Annotated in this window: 26 protein-coding genes; all 26 read right to left on the reverse strand. The window is 40.5% G+C overall.

What is annotated here, in order from left to right:
- Positions 1–53: 53 nt before the first annotated feature.
- On the reverse strand, positions 54–1,007 hold the full coding sequence (locus SRRS_RS13020) for an O-sialoglycoprotein endopeptidase (protein ID WP_371369446.1): 954 nt from the start codon (positions 1,005–1,007) through the stop codon (positions 54–56).
- Positions 1,004–1,420 (reverse strand): transcription antitermination factor NusB, encoded by a 417-nt coding sequence (gene nusB, locus SRRS_RS13025; protein ID WP_371369448.1) that lies wholly within the window; start codon positions 1,418–1,420, stop codon positions 1,004–1,006. The genes SRRS_RS13020 and nusB overlap by 4 nt, the downstream gene beginning before the upstream one ends.
- Before the next feature lie 23 nt (positions 1,421–1,443).
- Positions 1,444–1,671, reverse strand: coding sequence for a DUF2273 domain-containing protein (locus SRRS_RS13030; protein WP_371369450.1), 228 nt, complete (start codon positions 1,669–1,671; stop codon positions 1,444–1,446).
- Between the two features lie 12 nt (positions 1,672–1,683).
- A complete protein-coding gene (gene amaP, locus SRRS_RS13035) occupies positions 1,684–2,223 on the reverse strand; it encodes an alkaline shock response membrane anchor protein AmaP (protein ID WP_371369452.1) in 540 nt (179 codons plus the stop codon).
- A 155-nt stretch (positions 2,224–2,378) separates the two neighbouring features.
- The gene (locus tag SRRS_RS13040; RefSeq protein ID WP_371369453.1) at positions 2,379–2,780 is read right to left on the reverse strand and encodes an Asp23/Gls24 family envelope stress response protein; all 402 of its coding nucleotides are present in this window, start codon (positions 2,778–2,780) and stop codon (positions 2,379–2,381) included.
- A 134-nt stretch (positions 2,781–2,914) separates the two neighbouring features.
- Entirely contained in the window at positions 2,915–3,457 is a 543-nt protein-coding gene (locus SRRS_RS13045) for a SpoIIIAH-like family protein (protein ID WP_371369455.1), read from the reverse strand.
- A gap of 11 nt (positions 3,458–3,468) precedes the next feature.
- A complete protein-coding gene (locus SRRS_RS13050) occupies positions 3,469–4,083 on the reverse strand; it encodes a hypothetical protein (RefSeq protein WP_371369457.1) in 615 nt (204 codons plus the stop codon).
- A 14-nt stretch (positions 4,084–4,097) separates the two neighbouring features.
- Complete coding sequence (gene spoIIIAF, locus SRRS_RS13055; RefSeq protein ID WP_371369458.1) at positions 4,098–4,712, reverse strand: stage III sporulation protein AF; 615 nt, start codon at positions 4,710–4,712, stop codon at positions 4,098–4,100.
- Between the two features lie 13 nt (positions 4,713–4,725).
- On the reverse strand, positions 4,726–5,883 hold the full coding sequence (spoIIIAE, locus tag SRRS_RS13060; RefSeq protein WP_371369460.1) for a stage III sporulation protein AE: 1,158 nt from the start codon (positions 5,881–5,883) through the stop codon (positions 4,726–4,728).
- Between the two features lie 12 nt (positions 5,884–5,895).
- Complete coding sequence (gene spoIIIAD / locus SRRS_RS13065) at positions 5,896–6,282, reverse strand: stage III sporulation protein AD (RefSeq protein ID WP_371369462.1); 387 nt, start codon at positions 6,280–6,282, stop codon at positions 5,896–5,898.
- 11 nt (positions 6,283–6,293) lie between these two features.
- Entirely contained in the window at positions 6,294–6,491 is a 198-nt protein-coding gene (gene spoIIIAC / locus SRRS_RS13070) for a stage III sporulation protein AC (RefSeq protein WP_371369464.1), read from the reverse strand.
- 33 nt (positions 6,492–6,524) lie between these two features.
- The gene (gene spoIIIAB / locus SRRS_RS13075) at positions 6,525–7,043 is read right to left on the reverse strand and encodes a stage III sporulation protein SpoIIIAB (RefSeq protein ID WP_371369466.1); all 519 of its coding nucleotides are present in this window, start codon (positions 7,041–7,043) and stop codon (positions 6,525–6,527) included.
- Positions 7,034–8,038 (reverse strand): stage III sporulation protein AA, encoded by a 1,005-nt coding sequence (gene spoIIIAA, locus SRRS_RS13080; protein ID WP_371369468.1) that lies wholly within the window; start codon positions 8,036–8,038, stop codon positions 7,034–7,036. Before spoIIIAA ends, spoIIIAB begins: the two co-directional genes overlap by 10 nt.
- 154 nt (positions 8,039–8,192) lie before the next feature.
- Positions 8,193–8,666, reverse strand: coding sequence for a CD1247 N-terminal domain-containing protein (locus tag SRRS_RS13085; RefSeq protein WP_371369470.1), 474 nt, complete (start codon positions 8,664–8,666; stop codon positions 8,193–8,195).
- Positions 8,667–8,770: 104 nt separating this feature from the next.
- Positions 8,771–9,328, reverse strand: coding sequence for an elongation factor P (efp, locus tag SRRS_RS13090; protein WP_371369472.1), 558 nt, complete (start codon positions 9,326–9,328; stop codon positions 8,771–8,773).
- 22 nt (positions 9,329–9,350) lie between these two features.
- Positions 9,351–10,421 (reverse strand): aminopeptidase P family protein, encoded by a 1,071-nt coding sequence (locus SRRS_RS13095; RefSeq protein ID WP_371369474.1) that lies wholly within the window; start codon positions 10,419–10,421, stop codon positions 9,351–9,353.
- Positions 10,422–10,424: 3 nt separating this feature from the next.
- Entirely contained in the window at positions 10,425–10,877 is a 453-nt protein-coding gene (gene aroQ / locus SRRS_RS13100; protein WP_371369475.1) for a type II 3-dehydroquinate dehydratase, read from the reverse strand.
- A 132-nt stretch (positions 10,878–11,009) separates the two neighbouring features.
- Positions 11,010–12,680: a peptidoglycan D,D-transpeptidase FtsI family protein gene (locus SRRS_RS13105; RefSeq protein WP_371369476.1), complete on the reverse strand. Its 1,671-nt coding sequence runs from the start codon at positions 12,678–12,680 to the stop codon at positions 11,010–11,012.
- A 66-nt stretch (positions 12,681–12,746) separates the two neighbouring features.
- The gene (locus SRRS_RS13110; protein WP_371369478.1) at positions 12,747–12,965 is read right to left on the reverse strand and encodes a DUF4911 domain-containing protein; all 219 of its coding nucleotides are present in this window, start codon (positions 12,963–12,965) and stop codon (positions 12,747–12,749) included.
- Positions 12,965–14,197: a U32 family peptidase gene (locus tag SRRS_RS13115; protein WP_371369480.1), complete on the reverse strand. Its 1,233-nt coding sequence runs from the start codon at positions 14,195–14,197 to the stop codon at positions 12,965–12,967. Before SRRS_RS13115 ends, SRRS_RS13110 begins: the two co-directional genes overlap by 1 nt.
- A complete protein-coding gene (locus tag SRRS_RS13120; protein ID WP_371369481.1) occupies positions 14,194–14,805 on the reverse strand; it encodes an O-methyltransferase in 612 nt (203 codons plus the stop codon). The genes SRRS_RS13115 and SRRS_RS13120 overlap by 4 nt, the downstream gene beginning before the upstream one ends.
- A 1-nt stretch (position 14,806) precedes the next feature.
- The gene (gene mltG / locus SRRS_RS13125) at positions 14,807–15,820 is read right to left on the reverse strand and encodes an endolytic transglycosylase MltG (RefSeq protein WP_371369483.1); all 1,014 of its coding nucleotides are present in this window, start codon (positions 15,818–15,820) and stop codon (positions 14,807–14,809) included.
- Between the two features lie 216 nt (positions 15,821–16,036).
- The gene (locus tag SRRS_RS13130) at positions 16,037–16,375 is read right to left on the reverse strand and encodes a DUF1292 domain-containing protein (protein ID WP_371369485.1); all 339 of its coding nucleotides are present in this window, start codon (positions 16,373–16,375) and stop codon (positions 16,037–16,039) included.
- Positions 16,376–16,453: 78 nt separating this feature from the next.
- Positions 16,454–16,876: a Holliday junction resolvase RuvX gene (gene ruvX, locus SRRS_RS13135; protein ID WP_371369487.1), complete on the reverse strand. Its 423-nt coding sequence runs from the start codon at positions 16,874–16,876 to the stop codon at positions 16,454–16,456.
- A gap of 48 nt (positions 16,877–16,924) precedes the next feature.
- Complete coding sequence (locus SRRS_RS13140; protein ID WP_371369489.1) at positions 16,925–17,872, reverse strand: aldo/keto reductase; 948 nt, start codon at positions 17,870–17,872, stop codon at positions 16,925–16,927.
- The gene (locus tag SRRS_RS13145) at positions 17,873–18,130 is read right to left on the reverse strand and encodes an IreB family regulatory phosphoprotein (RefSeq protein WP_371369490.1); all 258 of its coding nucleotides are present in this window, start codon (positions 18,128–18,130) and stop codon (positions 17,873–17,875) included.
- Positions 18,131–18,148: the final 18 nt, after the last annotated feature.

Genomic DNA, 18,148 nt, shown 5'->3' on the forward strand with positions numbered 1-18,148 from the left:
GCGTATGAGTTTTTGTATCATATGCCAAGGACAATGGAATGGTGCTTGAAAAGCTATTGGCAGGTTAATGCAAAATAAGCAGCACCAACCGAATTATCGGGGCTGTAAACGTTATTTGGAAAGTGTAATTTAGCAATATTTACGGCCTCTAATTCCTGAAAAAGATATTGTCTAATAGACTGATTTGCCATTACTCCACCAACCAGTAGTACATTAGGAAGTGAGGTTTGTGTTATAGCGTTCTTAATCATGGTGGTTACGGCACGAGCTATACATAATTGTACGCTGGCGGCAATGGTTGCTGCTGGTACATTCTGCGCAACAAGTTTTCGGACATAGGTTTCCGGCCCTGCAAAACTAACAGAAGCATCACGGACAGTTACAGGTATCTTAATAAGACTTTCTTGATTCGTTTTAGCCAAAATTTCCAAGTGAACACCGGCTGGAAAATTCAGTCCAAGCAAAACGCCAATACGGTCAACTAGTTGACCGGCATGGATATCCTGGCTTCCGCCCAGGATTTTTATATCTAGGCGTTTTGTATCTGACCTTCTAGTTACTTGAAGAACTTCAGTTGTTCCTCCAGATAAGTGTACGGCTAAAAAACTTTCGGCAGTAGGGCCGTTAGCTGACCACAGGCCGGCAAACATGTGGTTTTCCTGATGGCTTATGCGATATAATGGAACACCCTGGCTTAGAGCCAGTACTTTGGCATAACCTTCTCCCACTAAAAAAGCAGGCATATATGAGTCGGGTAATGGTCTGGGAAAAGCGGATACGCCTATGGCTTTAAAGCGTATAGGCGTATCAAGCTGTTGGCATGCGTCAATAAATAGTTCAGGTAAGTTACGGGTATGCTGAAATACCATTTCCGATTGTTGCAAGCCGCGCCTACCGGCTTTTACCTGCAAAATTCGCCGGCTGTCTGCAACTAGTTGTCCCTCATTGTTCAGTATAGCAACTGAGGTAGTATAGCAACTAGTATCTATCCCTAATACATAGCTCATGATAATTCTTTATTTTTTACAATTGACCCTAAGATTCCGTTAATAAAACGGCTAGAGTCCTCGGTGCCAAAAGTCTTGGCTAATTCGACAGCTTCATTAATTGCAACACCGGCCTGGAGGCGTTCGTTACTATATTTCATTTCATAAATAGCCATTCTTGCAATATTACGATCAACACCAGCCATTCGATCGATTTTCCATTCCCGTGAAAGCGCGGAGATATATTCATCAATTGCTGCTAAATTGTTCTGAGTACCTTCCACCAATGATTGTGCGTAAAGTTTGGTGCTTTCATTAATGTCTTCACGCTCACTAAACACTGAATTAAGTGCTTCTTCTTTGGTTACATCTGAATTAAAATCTAGTTGAAATAATGCTTGCACAGCCATTTCACGGGCCTTTCTGCGGCTCATAAGCTCCCTCTTTCTTAAAACTGTTACCGGTTATAGCCAGGCGGTAACAGTTTGTCCAATATTTCCATGATATCTTCTTTTTGGTCAATTCGTTTGCCGACTACATAACCTGCAATTACACACAATGCAATAAATAGTGTACGGAAAAAGCCGAAAGTTATGACTAGAATACCGATAATAAAGCCTAACAGTACACCAAGAATCTTGCCACTATGATGCTGCCAGATTTCTTCCCATAACTTGGTATTCAATTTCTGACACCCCTATTCAACTCGCTGTTTACTTTTGAAATCATTACTGATATTTTCTACCATAACCTGCACGTCAGCCAATTCTATACCCACGGTGTTTTTTATGTATTCATGAACCCGCGTTTGAATTTCACTAGCGACAGTCGGAACATGGCTTTCAGGACTTACAATAGCTTTCATCTGGACGGCAATTCCTTGGTCAGCCAGTTTAATATTAACTTTAATGCCGCGTACTCCACGAATATGCCTTGCAACTTTCTCCACCAAATTTTCCACGGCATCTAAAGAAATATGCACATCACCCATGTCGTTATGGTGAACAATGGTATCTTTCGCCTTACGCGAACGTAGACCGGCCAAGAGTAGTCTAATACTTATTAAGAAGAATACGGCACCAACCAGCGAAGCTTCCCATTGACCATACACATACGTGAGGCTTGTCCACGCCAATTCCAAAGGAATAAGGCGTAAAGACAGGAGAAGTACAGCAACTGACAAAAAGGTCAGTAAAAATGTGTAAATAGATAGAATAATGCGGTCAATGATTCCCATAGTGTCTCCTTTCTTTGGCCTTTTCCAATTTATCCGATGACTAACCCGCTCTAAGACTCCCGCTTTTCAAAGCTGGAGTTAAGTTCGGCTAAGTCCCTGGATAAGGGCGACTAACCTTCAGTGGGGTTAAACCCTCCTCTGAAGCTAAGTCTACTTTATCTTACCCTGATATCTTCTTCTTTAGATTCTTGAGCAAAACCTACACCTTGAACGTGAATGTTAACTTCAACAACCTCAAGTCCAGTCATTGACTCAATAGCTCGTTTGACGTTTTCCTGAACTCGAAGAGCTACATCGGGAATACGTACACCATATTCAACAATAATATATAAATCTACTGCCGCTTCGCGCTCGCCAACTTCAACTTTAACACCTTTGGAAAGGTTCTTTTTACCCAGCATTTCGGCGATACCGCCTACCAGACCAGCACTCATGCCAGCAACCCCATCAATTTCAGTTGCGGCAAGTCCGGCAATAATACCAACAACTTCATCAGCTATCCTAATAGAGCCAACATCAGTATGTTCTGTTTTTTCCATGCGTTCCCTCTTTTCCACGCCAACCCCCCCAAAAATCTCTTACATTAAAATCTATTACATATATAAATATCTTATAACTACATTATTATACCAAGGTTTTTCCAATTTTACAATTTGGCTTAAAAAAAAGATGAGCAGAGCGAAAAACTCTGCTATGGTTTGGCACTAACCGTTATATCTTCAGGTTTTACTCCGGCAACACGGCTAATGACTTCGGCCACTTGTACAACTTCTTCTTTAGTAAGTGCTGTTGTTTTTACTACTGCACTAACCGAATTATCCCGAATAAAAACTAATGCATCGTTAAAACCTTTCGCTTTAATTAGGTTTTCCATTTCGACTTCACGTTGCTTTTCTAAAGTCATTTTTATAATAGTTTCTTGTGCTTGGTGCCGGTCATCTTCTGTTTTTGCATTTTTGATAATTTCACGCAATAGATCAGATCTTTCACTTCTAATTTTATCGCGCTCTAAGCGATATTCAGTAAAAAAGTCCGGAGCCATGACTGGAATAACCTGGTCAGGAACCATTGGTTTGGTAACTTGCAAAGCATTTGAACGATTGGCCCTGGCTTGGCGCATGTCCTGAACACAATTCCAAGCGCTGGTGGCTACTATGGAAAGTATACCTATCGTTACTACAAAGGCAGCAATTTTTCCTATTTTACTTAGTGAAAAAACAGAGATTATCTTCATTCTCTTCTACCTCACTTTCTTTGGGGGAGAACTGTAATCTTGTATGGTGGAATCCCCAAGCCTGATTCGATAGCTTTAGTAAGATTTGCTTTTACAGTGGAATCATATGCTCCTTCGGCCACAACTAACACACCTTTAATTACCGGTTTATATTCCCGTATCATGACAGGTTTGTCCGCTCCGTTTTCTTTACTTAGTAAAACTTGTTCAGATTCTTTGGTTTCGGTTGTCGTGCGAATCCCACCTGATGTATCTTTTTCCTGGATAGTTTTTGTTTCTTTAGTAATATTTTTGGCATGTTCCTGTACACCGCTGGTTTCGAGAGTTATATTCACAGATACTGTCCCTGCTCCTTTTACTTGTGCCAATAAATTAGCTAGCTTACTTTCAAGAGCATCTTCGTAACTGCGGCTTGTGATTTGAGCACTCTTTGGTGTTTCAGCAGCTACAGAAGGTTTAGGTTTTTCGGTAAACGGTTCATAAATTCCGCCAATCATCAGCAATGTAATTCCGAGCAATCCCAGCCAGATTAATCTTGTGTTAACAGCCCCAGCTTTTAAAATTTGGCTAGGCATAATTTTTTTGGTTCCTGAAAGCCATTCCTTTAGGGACGTTCCTGGTGCCACTATGTTCGACCTCCTTAATTTAAACGCTTAACTTCTATTTGATTGGCTTTAATTTGATATAACTCTGAGATTGACTTTTTTACCTTAGCGACTAGAGCCGAGGGCAATTTTTCCGAATCATTCGCTACCTCAGCGGCGCTATGGTTTATAGTAATTTTGGTAACCTTTCTTTCGGCTGGTATACCAGGTTCTATATATATAACCACATTCTTTATCTTTCCGATGCTCTTACTTTTTTGGTCAGACTCCGTATCAATACTCACAGTTACTTTTGCGTCAGCAACACCATCAATTGGTAATACCGTTGCCCTAATCTGTTTTGATAAATCTCTTATATACATATCACGGGCAATTTGCTCACGTTTTCCAGCAACGTTATTGGCGGCACTAAGAATATTTAGATCAAGATTATTTTCTGTTCGTGCTGCCAGTGCCGGTAATTGATCTGAAGCCAATCCTTTCTCAATAACACCGATTACAGGATTCAAAATCGCCAGCATTATGAACAAGCCCAGAATGACCCGAACAAATCGTTGCATATTATTACTAGGTAGCAGTAGCTCCAAAAATGAAGCAAATAATACTACAAATATTATGCTTTTTATCCAAAGTGTAATGGATTCTATCATATCATCACCTACACTAACGAAGCATCATAGCGATGCTGCCAGCACCGATAATCATAGTTACAACTAAGAAGAACATCAATGCAACTGTCAGTAACGCTCCGAATACTAATAAAAGATTATTTCCCATGGCATCAAGGCATTTAGCCATTTTTTCATCGCCCATTGGCTGAATGAGCGCTCCCGCTATCTTTATGACTATGACCAAAGAAATGAGCTTGATTAGCGGCAAGGCACATAAGAGTGAGATAGCAAGAACACCAAAAATACCAACTGCATTTTTTAGTAAGAGTGAAGCTCCCATAACCAGTTCAACTGTATCAGCAAACATTTTACCTACTACCGGAATAAATGTCGCTGTTGCATATTTAGCCGTTCGCAAAGTTAAACCGTCGGCAACACTTCCGGCAACTCCCTGAATGCTGATAATCCCAATAAATACGACCAATACTAAGCCTAGGATTACCATACCGGATTGTTTCAGAACCCCCGTCAGGTTACTGAGTTTATAGTTTCCCGACAGAAAATTTACACATTCCAAAATGGCTGTCAAAAAAAGAAGAGGTAAAATAATATCTTTTACAACTACACTGGTCATACTTACCACAAGCAGCATAAGTGGTGTAAAAAGTGCTACAGAGGTCAGTGCGCCCACACCCGCTAACAAAGATAATAAGAGTGGCAGCAAGGCTTCCATGAAACCTACCATATTGCCTACCGTTTCTCTGGCCATTGTTAATCCTTGATAGAAGGCGCTAAGGGCTATTACACTCAAGAATATAAAACAAACACTGTACGATATTAGGGAAATAGCAGATCTCTCGAAAGAATTCTGTAGATTTTGTAAAAGGGCACATAAAACAGCTAAAAACAATAATTTACCCATAAGATGGATATTAGTTGCCAGTTCTTTGAATAAATAGGTAATCAATTTATTGCTCAATGTATGCCAATTGAAGTCTAGGCCTTTAGCAGCAATATCTTTTATGGTGGAGGCAGTTAAGAGGGGAATATCCTCGTTTAGTTCTGAATTTACCGTTTGGATAAAATGATTGATATTATTAACAGACGAGCTCTCCAGTAAATCAAGAGGTAATTCCTGGTTGGTATCTGGGGCCGCCATTCCAATATTACTGCATAAAATTAACATTAGTACTATTACTAATTTTTTCATGCACCCTCCACCTTAAGGAATGAGTTTAACGATTGTATCTAATACTAACGCAATTATCGGGACAGCCATAACCATCACCAGTATTTTTCCGGCAAATTCTATTTTACCGGCAACAGCACCTTCACCAGCGTCTCGGCATATCTGCGCACCAAATTCTGTTACATAAGCAATACCAATAATTTTTAGGATGGTATTTAGGTACATTTGACTGACATTAGCCTTTTCGGCTAAATCACGGAACAGGTCAAGGACGACATTAAGTTTGCTTAAGACCATTAGAAATATAATAGCCGACAATGTTAATCCAAGTTGGACGGCGATTTCGGGGCGTTGCTGTTTAATTATTAAAATCAGTACCGTAACTACAAAGCCCAACCCAATAATTTGGATGATTTCCATAGTTTCGCTCCTTAGAACAGCTTAAAAACGTCCTGGACGGTGGTAAATAGCCGCCCTAGTAGTTGTACAACCCATAGCAATACAAGGGCAAAACCGGCAAGTGTACATAAATGAGCCATATCCTCTTTACCGGCTTGCTTTAATGCCGTGTGAAAAACTGAAATCAGAATACCTACCCCCGCAATTTTAAATAGAACATCCAGCCCCATCCCATCTTCTCTCCTTTCTAATGCTAAAATAAGTTATACTAAGACGATTACTACAATGAGACCTCCGCAAATGCCTAAATACCGATACATTTTGACATTTTGTTCGCATAGTTTTTCAGCTTCATACTGAATCCGGGACAGTTGTTCATGTGCCAAATTCAAAGATTTTTGCTGTTCTTCCCGATTCATCCCGCCCAAATTAGCACTAAATACTGCCAACACTTCTTGTTCCGATTTTTTAAGTACCAGATTATTTACCTCGTTAAAGGATTGTTCCATAGCTGCCTGTGGTGTCAACCAGCCATTAGTAGTTAATAATTCTGACATGGTATGAAACAGATCTGCTACCGGACCGGTGATACCGTTTGTGCATATGTTCAATGCTTCCGGCAAAGGAGTTGCTGCATAATTAATATGGGATTTTAAAGCCGAAAGACAACTAATTAACTGTCTGATTTGTTTTGGCCGTTCTATGTATTGTGCCGCTAGGTTAAAGCCAATACAGGCTGTAGCCGTAATAACCATCAGACTTCCGATAATTTTCAGCCACATACTTTCACCTCATTTTGACAGGTATATAAAGCTTTGCTTTGACAGGAATCAAATATTTCCTCGACAGTACCTGGCCCAAATCGTTTACTAAGAATTACATACCGTTGAAAAAAATTTTGTTTTACTAATTCGTTAACATAGGGACGTTCATTTAAATCTTGAAGAGTCTGACTGTGAGCAGTAGCAAGTACACTAACCCCAGCTTGAAGAGCTTCACGTATAGCCGTAACGTCTTCCAATCGGCCCAGTTCATCTGTTGCTACTATGTCGGGAGCCATCGATCTAATTAGCATCAGCATTCCGCTAGCTTTTGGACAAGCATCCAAAACATCAACCCGCGGCCCTAAATCAATACTGGGAATACCATTTTTACATGCTGCAATCTCTGACCTTTCATCGACGATACCAATTTGCGCACCTGTAATTCCTAAATTAGGATTTCCTATACTCAATTGCCGGATTAAATCCCGCAAAATTGTTGTTTTGCCACAACGAGGCGGTGAAATAAGTAAAGTATTGAATACTCTTTGATTTCGAGTGTCAATTATAAACGGAAGAACTTTATCGGCACATCCAGGGATAGCTTTGGCAATACGGATATTTAAAGAACTAATATTTTTTAGGGTGTTAATTGTTCCGTCGAAGACTGTTGCCTGTCCAGCTAAGCCAACCCTGTGACCACCATTAATTGTTAAATACCCTTGTCTTACTTCTTCTTCAAAGGCGTAAACAGAGTTTTTGCAAATTAGCTGGAATGTTCTGGCCAAGTCCTCACTGCTGCAGTAGTAATTTTCAGATTTGCCTGAGGTTGGGTTGGATATAGTGACCATAATGTCACGATTATCTAAGATAAGTAATAATGGTTGATTACTTCTTATGCGAATCTCGGTAACCTTATTTAGAGTATTGTCTGATAGGGACATAATTAAATTAGCAATATGAGAAGGCAAAACAGGACAAATGTCCCGATTAAGAATTACTCGAATACTTTTCATTCTTTTTCATCCTTAGAAATTCTGATAAAGAAACTTGTCTCTTACCGTTTCTTTACATAGATATGTTGGTAAAAATAATTTATGCCAAAAAAAAAGAGACTTGGTTAGTCCAAGTCATAACAAATCCCGGGGTTCACCCGGGATGAAGTGCTTATTATACTCCAGGATGCATGATGTGATTGGAGCTTCTTATATTATGTGTATAGTCGCCGGTAACGTCCAAAGAATTATCATACACTACACCGCCGCAATAGGGACAAGTAACCTCAATAGCTTCATCGTCGTCCAATATATCCGACTCAAAGGTAACTAATTCATGGCATTCCGGGCAAGCGACTTCGACCATATCATCTTCAAAAACTTCTTCATACATATCTTCATCGTCATCATCGATATCATATTCTTCTTCGTAAATTTCTTCTTCGAGATCGGTTAAGTCCTCGTCCATAGACTCTACATATTCTTCCAGTTCCATTTGCACCAAATTAACATGCTGTACCTCATCAGCGAAAGAATCAAGTACGTCAATAATTTGGAGCAAAATCTTGCCTTCAGATGAATGCTCATTAACATTAAGACCTTGGGTTAAGCCATGTAAGTAGGCAACTTTTTCCTTAAGATTTCTCATAAAAATAAAACCCCCTTTAGCTATATCTTAAGCTTCGGATACTATTTCTAGTATGTCCAATGCTTATTAAAACATAACTTTCAGGGGGTTTTAAGAACCGCTAATTAGGCGCGTTCAATATAATCACCAGTACGGGTGTCTATTCTTAAAACTTCACCAATATTAATGAACAGTGGCACACGTACAACATGGCCGGTTTCCAGCTTAGCCGGTTTGGTGCCGCCAGTAGCAGTATCGCCACGGATTCCCGGGTCGGTTTCAACAACAGTAAGTTCAACTGACATTGGCAAATCAATACCAATAACGTTTCCTTGGAAGAATAACACGGCGATGTTCATATTTTCTTTTAAGAATTTACGGGCATCTCCCATTTGTTCAGCGGATAACTCAATTTGTTCGAAAGTTTCGTTATCCATTAAATTGAACATTCCATCGCTTTCATATAAGAATTGCATCTCGCGACGGTCAACATGTGCTTTTGGCATTTTTTCACTAGGATTAAAAGTACGTTCAACCACGGCACCAGTACGGCCATTTTTTAATTTGGCTCTAACAAATGCCGCACCTTTGCCCGGCTTCACGTGCTGGAAGTCAACTACTTGCCAAACATCGCCATCAATTTCAACGGTTACTCCTGTACGAAAATCACTAACAGAAATCATTAATAAGCCTCCCCATAGTCGGTCAAATACCTAATTCTATTAAGTCCTTGCCGCTGGTTGTAAGAATGGTACAACCAGTAGCAGAAACAACAACCAAATCTTCAATGCGTACACCGCCCCAGTCCGGAAGATAAATCCCGGGTTCGACAGACACGATCATGCCTTCCGCTAAGATACTGTTGCTTGAGGGCGAAAGCCGGGGATCTTCGTGAATAACAAGGCCAACCCCATGTCCTAAACCGTGGCCAAAATATTCACCATAACCGGCATCGCTAATTATCTGCCGGGATACAGCATCGACATCTTTCCCGGATTTTCCGGTTTTTACAGCTTTAATGCCTGCCAGTTGGGCAGTTAAAACAATATTATATATTTCACGTTGCTTAGCAGTAGCTTTCCCTACTACTACGGTTCGTGTCATATCGGAATGATAACCCTGGTAGACTGCTCCAAAATCAATGGTTATAAAATCTCCAGTTTCAATAACTTTAGTAGAAGCTAGACCGTGTGGTAGAGCTCCTCTTGCTCCTGATGCAACAATTGTGTCAAAAGCCGGTTTGGCCGAACCAAGTTTGCGCATCTGATATTCCAGTTCTGATGCAATTTCAAGTTCGGTTACACCCGGTTTAATTATGCTCAGTATTTGGTTAAACGCCGAATCGGCAATTTCGACAGCCTTCCTGAGCAATGTAAGCTCATTATCATCTTTGATCATCCGTAAAGCATCAATTTGAATTGGGATTAGTTCTGCATTGGGGAGGCAATTTACAAGGTTTCTATGAATTTCCCAGGTTACAAAATCACTCTCAAAACCTATGCGCACCTTCCCTAATTTGTTTGCATTCTCTGCCAATGTATCCAAAATAGAAGCTTTATGACGGACAATTTGGTAAAGTGGTGCTTGCTGTTTAGCTTGTTCAATATACCTAAAATCAGTAATTAACTTTTGGGATTGTCTATTAACTAGCAGCAATCCCGCCGAACCGGTAAAGCCGCTAAAATATCGGCGGTTTTCCGGTTTGGTTATAATAATGCCGCCAAGATTATGTTTTTCCATCAATTGATGCAAATTTGTCAAACGTTTTTGTATCATAATTTATGCGCTCCTTATTAAACGCCAAGCTGCCTCTAAGGCCAGAAGATAGCCATGTGATCCAAAACCGGATATCTGCCCAATTGCTATAGGTGAGATAACTGAATGATGTCGGAATTCCTCGCGACGGTAAATATTAGACAAATGCACTTCAATTGCCGGAATAGTTACAGCTGCCAAGGCATCACGAACAGCAATACTGTAATGAGTGAATGCTGCCGGATTAATTATAATGCAAGCATATTCTCCTTGCGCTTGCTGAATGGTATCAACCATAACACCTTCATGATTGGTTTGAATAATGCTCAATTCCAAACCCAGTTCTGCTGCGCGTTCATGTAACAAACTATTGATATTTTCTAGCGTAGTTGAACCATATATTCCAGGCTCGCGTTGACCAAGCAGGTTCAGATTAGGTCCATGAATAATCAAAACTTTTTCGGTTTTAACTTCCACTTCATCATCTCCAGCAACACTCAAATTCGGCACTTGTTTGTCCAATTTATAAGTGTATGTATATACCAACTTTTACATTTTAGCATACATTTTTTATTTTGACTACTACTGTTTATAGGCAATCTTACAGGGCTAATTTTTTAAGATGGATGCTGCAATTTCTCGGAAAATGGGGGCAGCTACATTGCCGCCAGACATCCCTTCTTCCACAAAAACAACGATAACATATTTAGGGTGCTCGAGTGGTGTATAGCCGACAAACCAAGCATGATTTATGCCTTTCCCCACGGTATTGGTTCGTCCGGTTTCGGCTGATCCGGTTTTTCCTGCTGAGCCAAAGCCTTCGACGTAAGCCGCTTGTCCGGTACCGTACTGAGTTACCGCTGTCATCATAGTTCTTAGCTTCTCAGCCGTTTGACGAGACATTACCCTTACGCTGGGACGTGTTTGGAACTCTTTTACGGTAGCACCGTCAGTACTTGTCAGCATGGATACAATATAAGGTTCAACCTTTACTCCGTCATTTACAATGGTGGCCACCGTCTGCGCTAATTGTACGGGAGTTGCCTCACAAAATCCCTGACCGATAGCTAAGTTAGCCAAATCCCCCGGATAGAGTTGACTTGCACTAGGTAAATTTCCTTCACTCTCACCTAAAAAATCAAGATTGGTTCGCGAACCGTACCCCAACTTTTGCGCCATCTCAATAAGCTTGTCAGCTCCTAGTTTTAGAGCCACCTCAATAAAAATAGGGTTACTGGAATGGGCCATAGCTTCGGTAATTGTCAACCGGCCTTTTGGTCCTTGGTCATAATCCCAGCCTTGAAATCTGACATTATTGACATCTATATATCCTGCATCAAAAAAAACATCATTCATGCGTATTGTTTTGTTTTCTAAAGCAGCAGCAGCGACAACTAGTTTGAATACTGACCCAGGCTGATAGGCAGAAATTGCCCTATTCAATAAAGGAGCACTGCTCTGATCTAAATATCGACTAAGATTGTTGGCATCAAATGCTGGTCTCGAAGCCATCGCTACTATTTCACCCGTAGTTGGCCGCATAATCACCACAGCGCCTTTTACAATAGTATGATCCATGATTTCTTCGACTTTTTGTTGAATTTGTTTGTCAATAGTTAACACAACATTGTTTTCCCGGTTATTTGTTGTCAGCTTCATGCGTTTATAACCCAGACCAGGAATCAATTGTTGTCCGGCATCTACTATTGCGGCAACATATTCGGGTTGACTGCCGTGCAACAATTCATCGTACATGCCTTCAATTCCACTTACCCCTTTATTGTCGGCAGAATTGATATAACCTACTACATGAGCAGCCAGTACTCCATGACCATAGCGGACTTTTTCCGCAACCGCAATTATTCCAGGTATTTGCAACTGGTTGATTTTAAATGCAGTTTCGCTACCAATATCGCCCGCTAACCTAAAGGGATATTCACTGGTGTTTAAATGGTTTACAGCTGCTTTTAGCTGCTCTGAGGACAAATTTAACACAGAATTAAGCGCAATCAATGTTTGAGTAGTTTTATTTTCGACTTGTCCAGGAAAAACAATTACACTAAATTGTTGGGCAGTATTAGTTAATGGCAGACGGTTACGGTCAAGTATTTCGCCTCTGGAGACTTCTACCGGCAACTCTTGGATACGAATACTAAGCCCCTCTAACGCCAAGTACGGACCTTGAATTATTTGCAGATAAAACAACCTTGTTATTAAGAGTCCCGACAGGACCAAAAAAAATAAAACCAATTTTATCAACCGTGTACTGGAATAAGCCACACTGCCACCTTCTAAGCTTATTAGATAGGTATAGTATGGCTTATATCAGCAAACAGTTATGCAATTTCAGCGTTCAATATACTTAATGTCAATCGGAAGATGATCTAGTATTTCACGGGCTTCAACTGCAGTATCCGGAGTTGCTCGAATAACCAGTATTCCTTCTGTGTGATCGAGTGTGCTTACCACTCCTAAATATTCATAACCTTCCATAATGCGATTAACGAAATTGATGTTCTTAGGCTCGACTTGAATATAAATTGGTTTATTAGTTATACTTTCCATTAGCGCTCCCGCCGTATTTCAGGCCGTCTCAGCATAGCATACGGTTTTACTGGTTTAGCCATAGGCATAGCAACAATTTGTTGCGGATGTGGAGCTACTTCGATCGAACTACCCTCTGCGTCAAACATTTGGCTGATTTTTTGTATAAAAGGTTCTTCCCCAGGCTGTGTAATTTCGATTTCTTCGCCGACCTTCATATTATTACGCTGTTCAACAACTGCCAGGCGTGTTTCCGAATTATATTCTTTTACAAGGCCAATGAAATCGTGGGTTTGCGTATAGCTTGAGGATGTATAAATCTGATCATTTTCATTGGTTTTATTAAAGTAAAAGCCAGTTGTATATTCGCGGTGTGACACTTTTTGCAATTCATCGAGCCATTCTTGTTTAATATGGAAAGTATCCGGCGAAGTGCAGTAACTATCAATTGCTTCACGGTATACTTTAACAACTGTGGCAACATAGTGAACGCTTTTCATGCGGCCTTCAATTTTGAAACTGTTTAACCCACTATCAATCAGTTCTGGTAAGTGATTAATGAGACACAAATCTTTGGAGTTAAATATATATGTTCCCCGTTCGTCTTCTGTTACGGGTAAATATACACCCGGTCTGCTTTCTTCAACTAAATGATATTTCCAGCGGCAAGGTTGTGCGCATTGGCCTCTGTTAGCATCCCGGCCGGTCAAATAATTGCTTATCAGGCAACGTCCGGAATACGATATACACATAGCGCCATGAATAAAAGCCTCTAGCTCAATATCAACTTTATCTCGAATAAGTGTTATATCGTCCAGGGAAAGCTCTCTGGCTAAAACTACCCTTGAAGCGCCAAGCTCCTGCCAGAACTTAACTGTAGACCAATTTACGCTATTGGCTTGGGTACTAATGTGGACAGGCAATGTTGGAGCAACCTCGCGGGCAATGCGAAATACCCCAAGGTCAGAAACAATGATAGCATCTGCACCCATAGCCGCAACCGATTTTATATAATCCGGCAAATCCGGTAAATCTTCATTATGAGGAAAGATATTTATAGTTATGTAGGCCTTTTTGCCTAAACTATGAGCGAAATTAATCCCCTGTTTGAGCTCGATATCTTCGAAATTATCGCTAAATGCACGTAGGCCAAAGGCTTTACCACCCATGTAGACTGCATCCGCACCATACATAAGTGCCATTTTTAATTTTTCTAGGTTGCCCGCAGGCGCTAAAAGTTCCGGTTTTTTCATATACTTGTCTCTCCCTGATAATACGATACGGCTATACCATCACCAATATGGTGAACCACTGTTTTAAACCGTTTGTCAGTTGTCACAAAGTCCAGGTAATCTCTGAGCCGTTTAACAATTGTGCGAAAACGTCTCGGCGCGGTGCTATTTCCTAGCACCCAACCCCTAAATAACACATTATCAGCAAGGATAACGGCTCCTGGAGAAAGTTTATCCAGAACTTTGCGCAAATAATCAAGATATTGTCCCTTGGCCGCATCAATGAATACTAGGTCATACTTGCCAGTTAGTTCAGGTAATATTGCCCCTGCATCACCGGCAATAAAGTTAATTTGGTCGACTAAATTAGTTTGCGTTATAAAGTGTTTTGCAATACTTATCCGTTCTTCATCTTGCTCAATTGTCGTTATTTGGCCGCCTTGTTTCATCGAAGTAGCCAGAAGAAGCGTTGAGTACCCAATTGCTGTTCCAAGCTCTAAGACTGATAAAGGCTTAGCAGCGTCAGCTACCTCTTGCAGCAAGCGACTGCCTTCCGGGCTAATAATTGGCACATTATGTATAGAGGCGTATTCTTGCATATCAGTTACTATTTTTTTTAGATTAACCATATTATATCTGCACCTGACTAATCGCCGCCAAATGGTCCTCATAGGTTTTACTAAAATGATGTTTGCCTTGTTTATCAGCAACAAAATATAAGTACTCGGTCTTGTCCGCAAAAAGTACAGCTTTAATCGAGGCAATGCCCGGATTCGCGATCGGGCCCGGTGGTAACCCGGGAATTTGGTAAGTGTTATAAGGAGAAGCAATCTGAGTATCATTAATGGTAAGTTCTGCCTTGGGATACCCTAAAATATATTGGATAGTAGCACATGATTGCAAAGGCATCCCTAACTTAATTCTATTGGCGAATACTCCGGCAATTATTGATCTTTCTTCACTTAATTTTGCTTCTTTTTCGACCAGTGAGGCCATAATAATTACATCACGCAGAGAAATGCCTAAATCATTTGCCCGTTGCCGAATTTCGGGAGTGAATTTCGAATCAAATTGTTTAACCATCATTACCAGAATTTCTTCTTCGCTAATTCCTTTCGCTAGACGGTATGTGTCAGGAAAAATAAATCCTTCGGCACTGTATTTTGTATTTGGATTAGGTTGCATATACGGATATGGAGCATATTTTTTAGCCAAAGACTTAAATTTGTCAGGGTTGGCTAGCTTCTTCTCTCCTAAAAGCTCAGCAACCTGGTCAACAGTATATCCTTCGGGAATAGTAATTTGCTGGTAAGCTGTCTGACCTTGTGACATCATAAGAAGAATCTGCCGGACAGACATATTCGGACTAATTACATATTCTCCGGCTTGCAGTGAATTATCCATGCCTTCGATTTTGGCCGCTACACGAAATACTAAAGAACTTTTAATGAGGTTGCGACCTTCTAAATTCTCTGCAATGACTTTGGCAGGAGTGCCTGCTTTGATAGTTATAACTACTGGTTCTTTGCCGGTACCAGCAGGCTGGGAAAATATCCAGCCAAGAATAATGCTAAGGCTTAGAATAAAAACAGCTAGTATTCCAACTATAACTTGTTTTGATATTAAATTATTTAACATTAGCATTCACTAACGCCCTTTCCTTTTAATACAAGCTTATTACATTATAATATAAAATAGTCAATATAGACAAACATATATATAATAAGGCGTTTTTGGGGACCGTAAAGAAGAATGGCAGGCCAGACAATTAGTAAAAATAAATGTGGCACAGAAGGTTAATCAAGTGAAAGTCATATATTTTCTACCCGGAAAAAAAAGAAGCCTATCGGCTTCTTTCGTTTACTCTTCCTCGTCTTCAAAAACCATTTCTTCGTAGGCTTTACGAACGGCTTCAAATTCTTCATCAGTTGGATCAACATAGATTTCTTCGCCGTTTTCATCGACATCAATACGTGCAATAAATACGTCAGTTTCATCTTCACAGCCACAATCGCATCTATCGTCGCCGCATTCACAGCCTTCTTCATCCACATCAATTGGAACCAGAATGGCAAAACGTTTTTCACCAACAGGAACAATCATATCTTCGCGATAATAGTATTCGTTGCCTTCTTCGTCAGTCATGACTACTACTGGCTCATCTTCAAACTCCATAATATCGTCTTTTTCGTTAGACATTTTTTCACCTCATTTTACTCATACGCAATGTAATTGTATCTTACAAACCATATCCTGTCAAGGAAACCTATGGAAGAGCTATTCTGTTCGGGGTAAACTATCAAGATAACCCTGCAATATAAATACCGCTGCCATTTTATCGATTACTTGACGCCGTTTGGCTCGGCTGACGTCAGCGGCTATTAATGACTTTTCCGCGGCTATGGTAGAAAGTCTTTCATCCCAGAACTTAATTTCGATATCTGGGATAACTTGTGACATTGATTCAGCAAAGTCTTTGACTAGTTCGCCCCGCGGCCCAATTGTACCATTCATATTTTTAGGTAAGCCAACGACAATAAGTCCCACTTGATACTGGACGATTAGCTCCTTAAGCCTGGCAAAGTCTCTAGCTGGTGTTGTACGTTTAACGACTTCAACCCCTTGGGCTGTTAGCTTCAATTCATCACAGACAGCTACACCAATGGTTTTATCCCCAACATCAAGTGCTAGTATACGCATAAAACCTCCAAAATATTAGTCAAAATCCATTGTTTTTACTCTTTAGCCTTAAATTATTTTTAAGCAAAATTCCGGACAGTATGCGCCACAATAGCCGCAAAGTACACACTTATCGTAGTTTGCAGCAGCTTTGCCGTCAACGACAGTTATTGCCCCCATTGGACAATGTATAGCACATTGTCCGCAACCGGCACACCATTCTTCAACAAGAAGTTTTCTGGGGGCAGTAATTACCTTATCCCACAAACCGTTGTCAGGAGTCTTACCTGAAAAAATCGCTGTATTAAGTAATACTTCATCGATTGTCTGCATGCCTACGGCAATTGAAGTAATGCCGGTTTGCGCTAATATCCAAGCGAATGCTTGTGCCGCCATACCATTTAAGTGACCGCCGCCTAAAGCCTTCATGGAATAAATGCCTTTGCCGCATTCTGCTGCAAAACGGATAGCCTCAAGCATTTCTTCGGCAGTTCCATCTGTAATTCCAATACCTTTGATATTTATTATGGGATGGATTACATCTATTTCTTCTATTAACGCGGCAGCCCGGACTACATCAATTGTATGGGTTGAAACTCCTGTTGCCCGGATAATTCCTTGTTGTTTAGCATCGGATAAATATCGTAGTGCGTCGGCATGGCCCTTTAACGTCATTCGGGATGATTGTTCATGCAGCATAAATATATCAATATAATCCCGCCCAATCTCACGACAGGCGTTTTCTACACTCTTACGCATATCTTCATAAGTATAAGCATAGGACTTAGAAGAAATAATTATGTCTTGTTTGATGCCGGGGATTGCTTTTCGAATATAGGGATATGTACCATACAATTCCGCAGTATCAATAAAGTTGACCCCAGCAGCAAACGCAGACCGAATAACGGCAGCACCTTCTGCCAACGGTCGTTTTGACTGCAAGGGGCCAATGGTTAATCCACCAAAACATAATCTTGATACCGAAAGTCCTGTTCGGCCAAGTAAACGGTAATCCATTTATTTACCTTTTAGGTAGGCCTGAACTAACTCTTCAATTATTTCGTCGCGTTCTAGCTTTCTTATCAAACTACGGGCATTATTGTGGCTAGTAATATACGTCGGATCACCTGATAAAAGATACCCAACCAATTGATTTATCGGGTTGTATCCTTTTTCCTTTAAGGACTGGTAAACAGTAGTTAGGATCACTTCGGCTGCATTTGTTTCGTCATTATTCACTTTAAACATCATTGTTTCTTGGGATGTGTTGGTCATGAAGCCTCCTCCTCCCTT

Source organism: Sporomusa rhizae, from assembly GCF_041428845.1.
GTDB lineage: Bacteria > Bacillota > Negativicutes > Sporomusales > Sporomusaceae > Sporomusa > Sporomusa rhizae.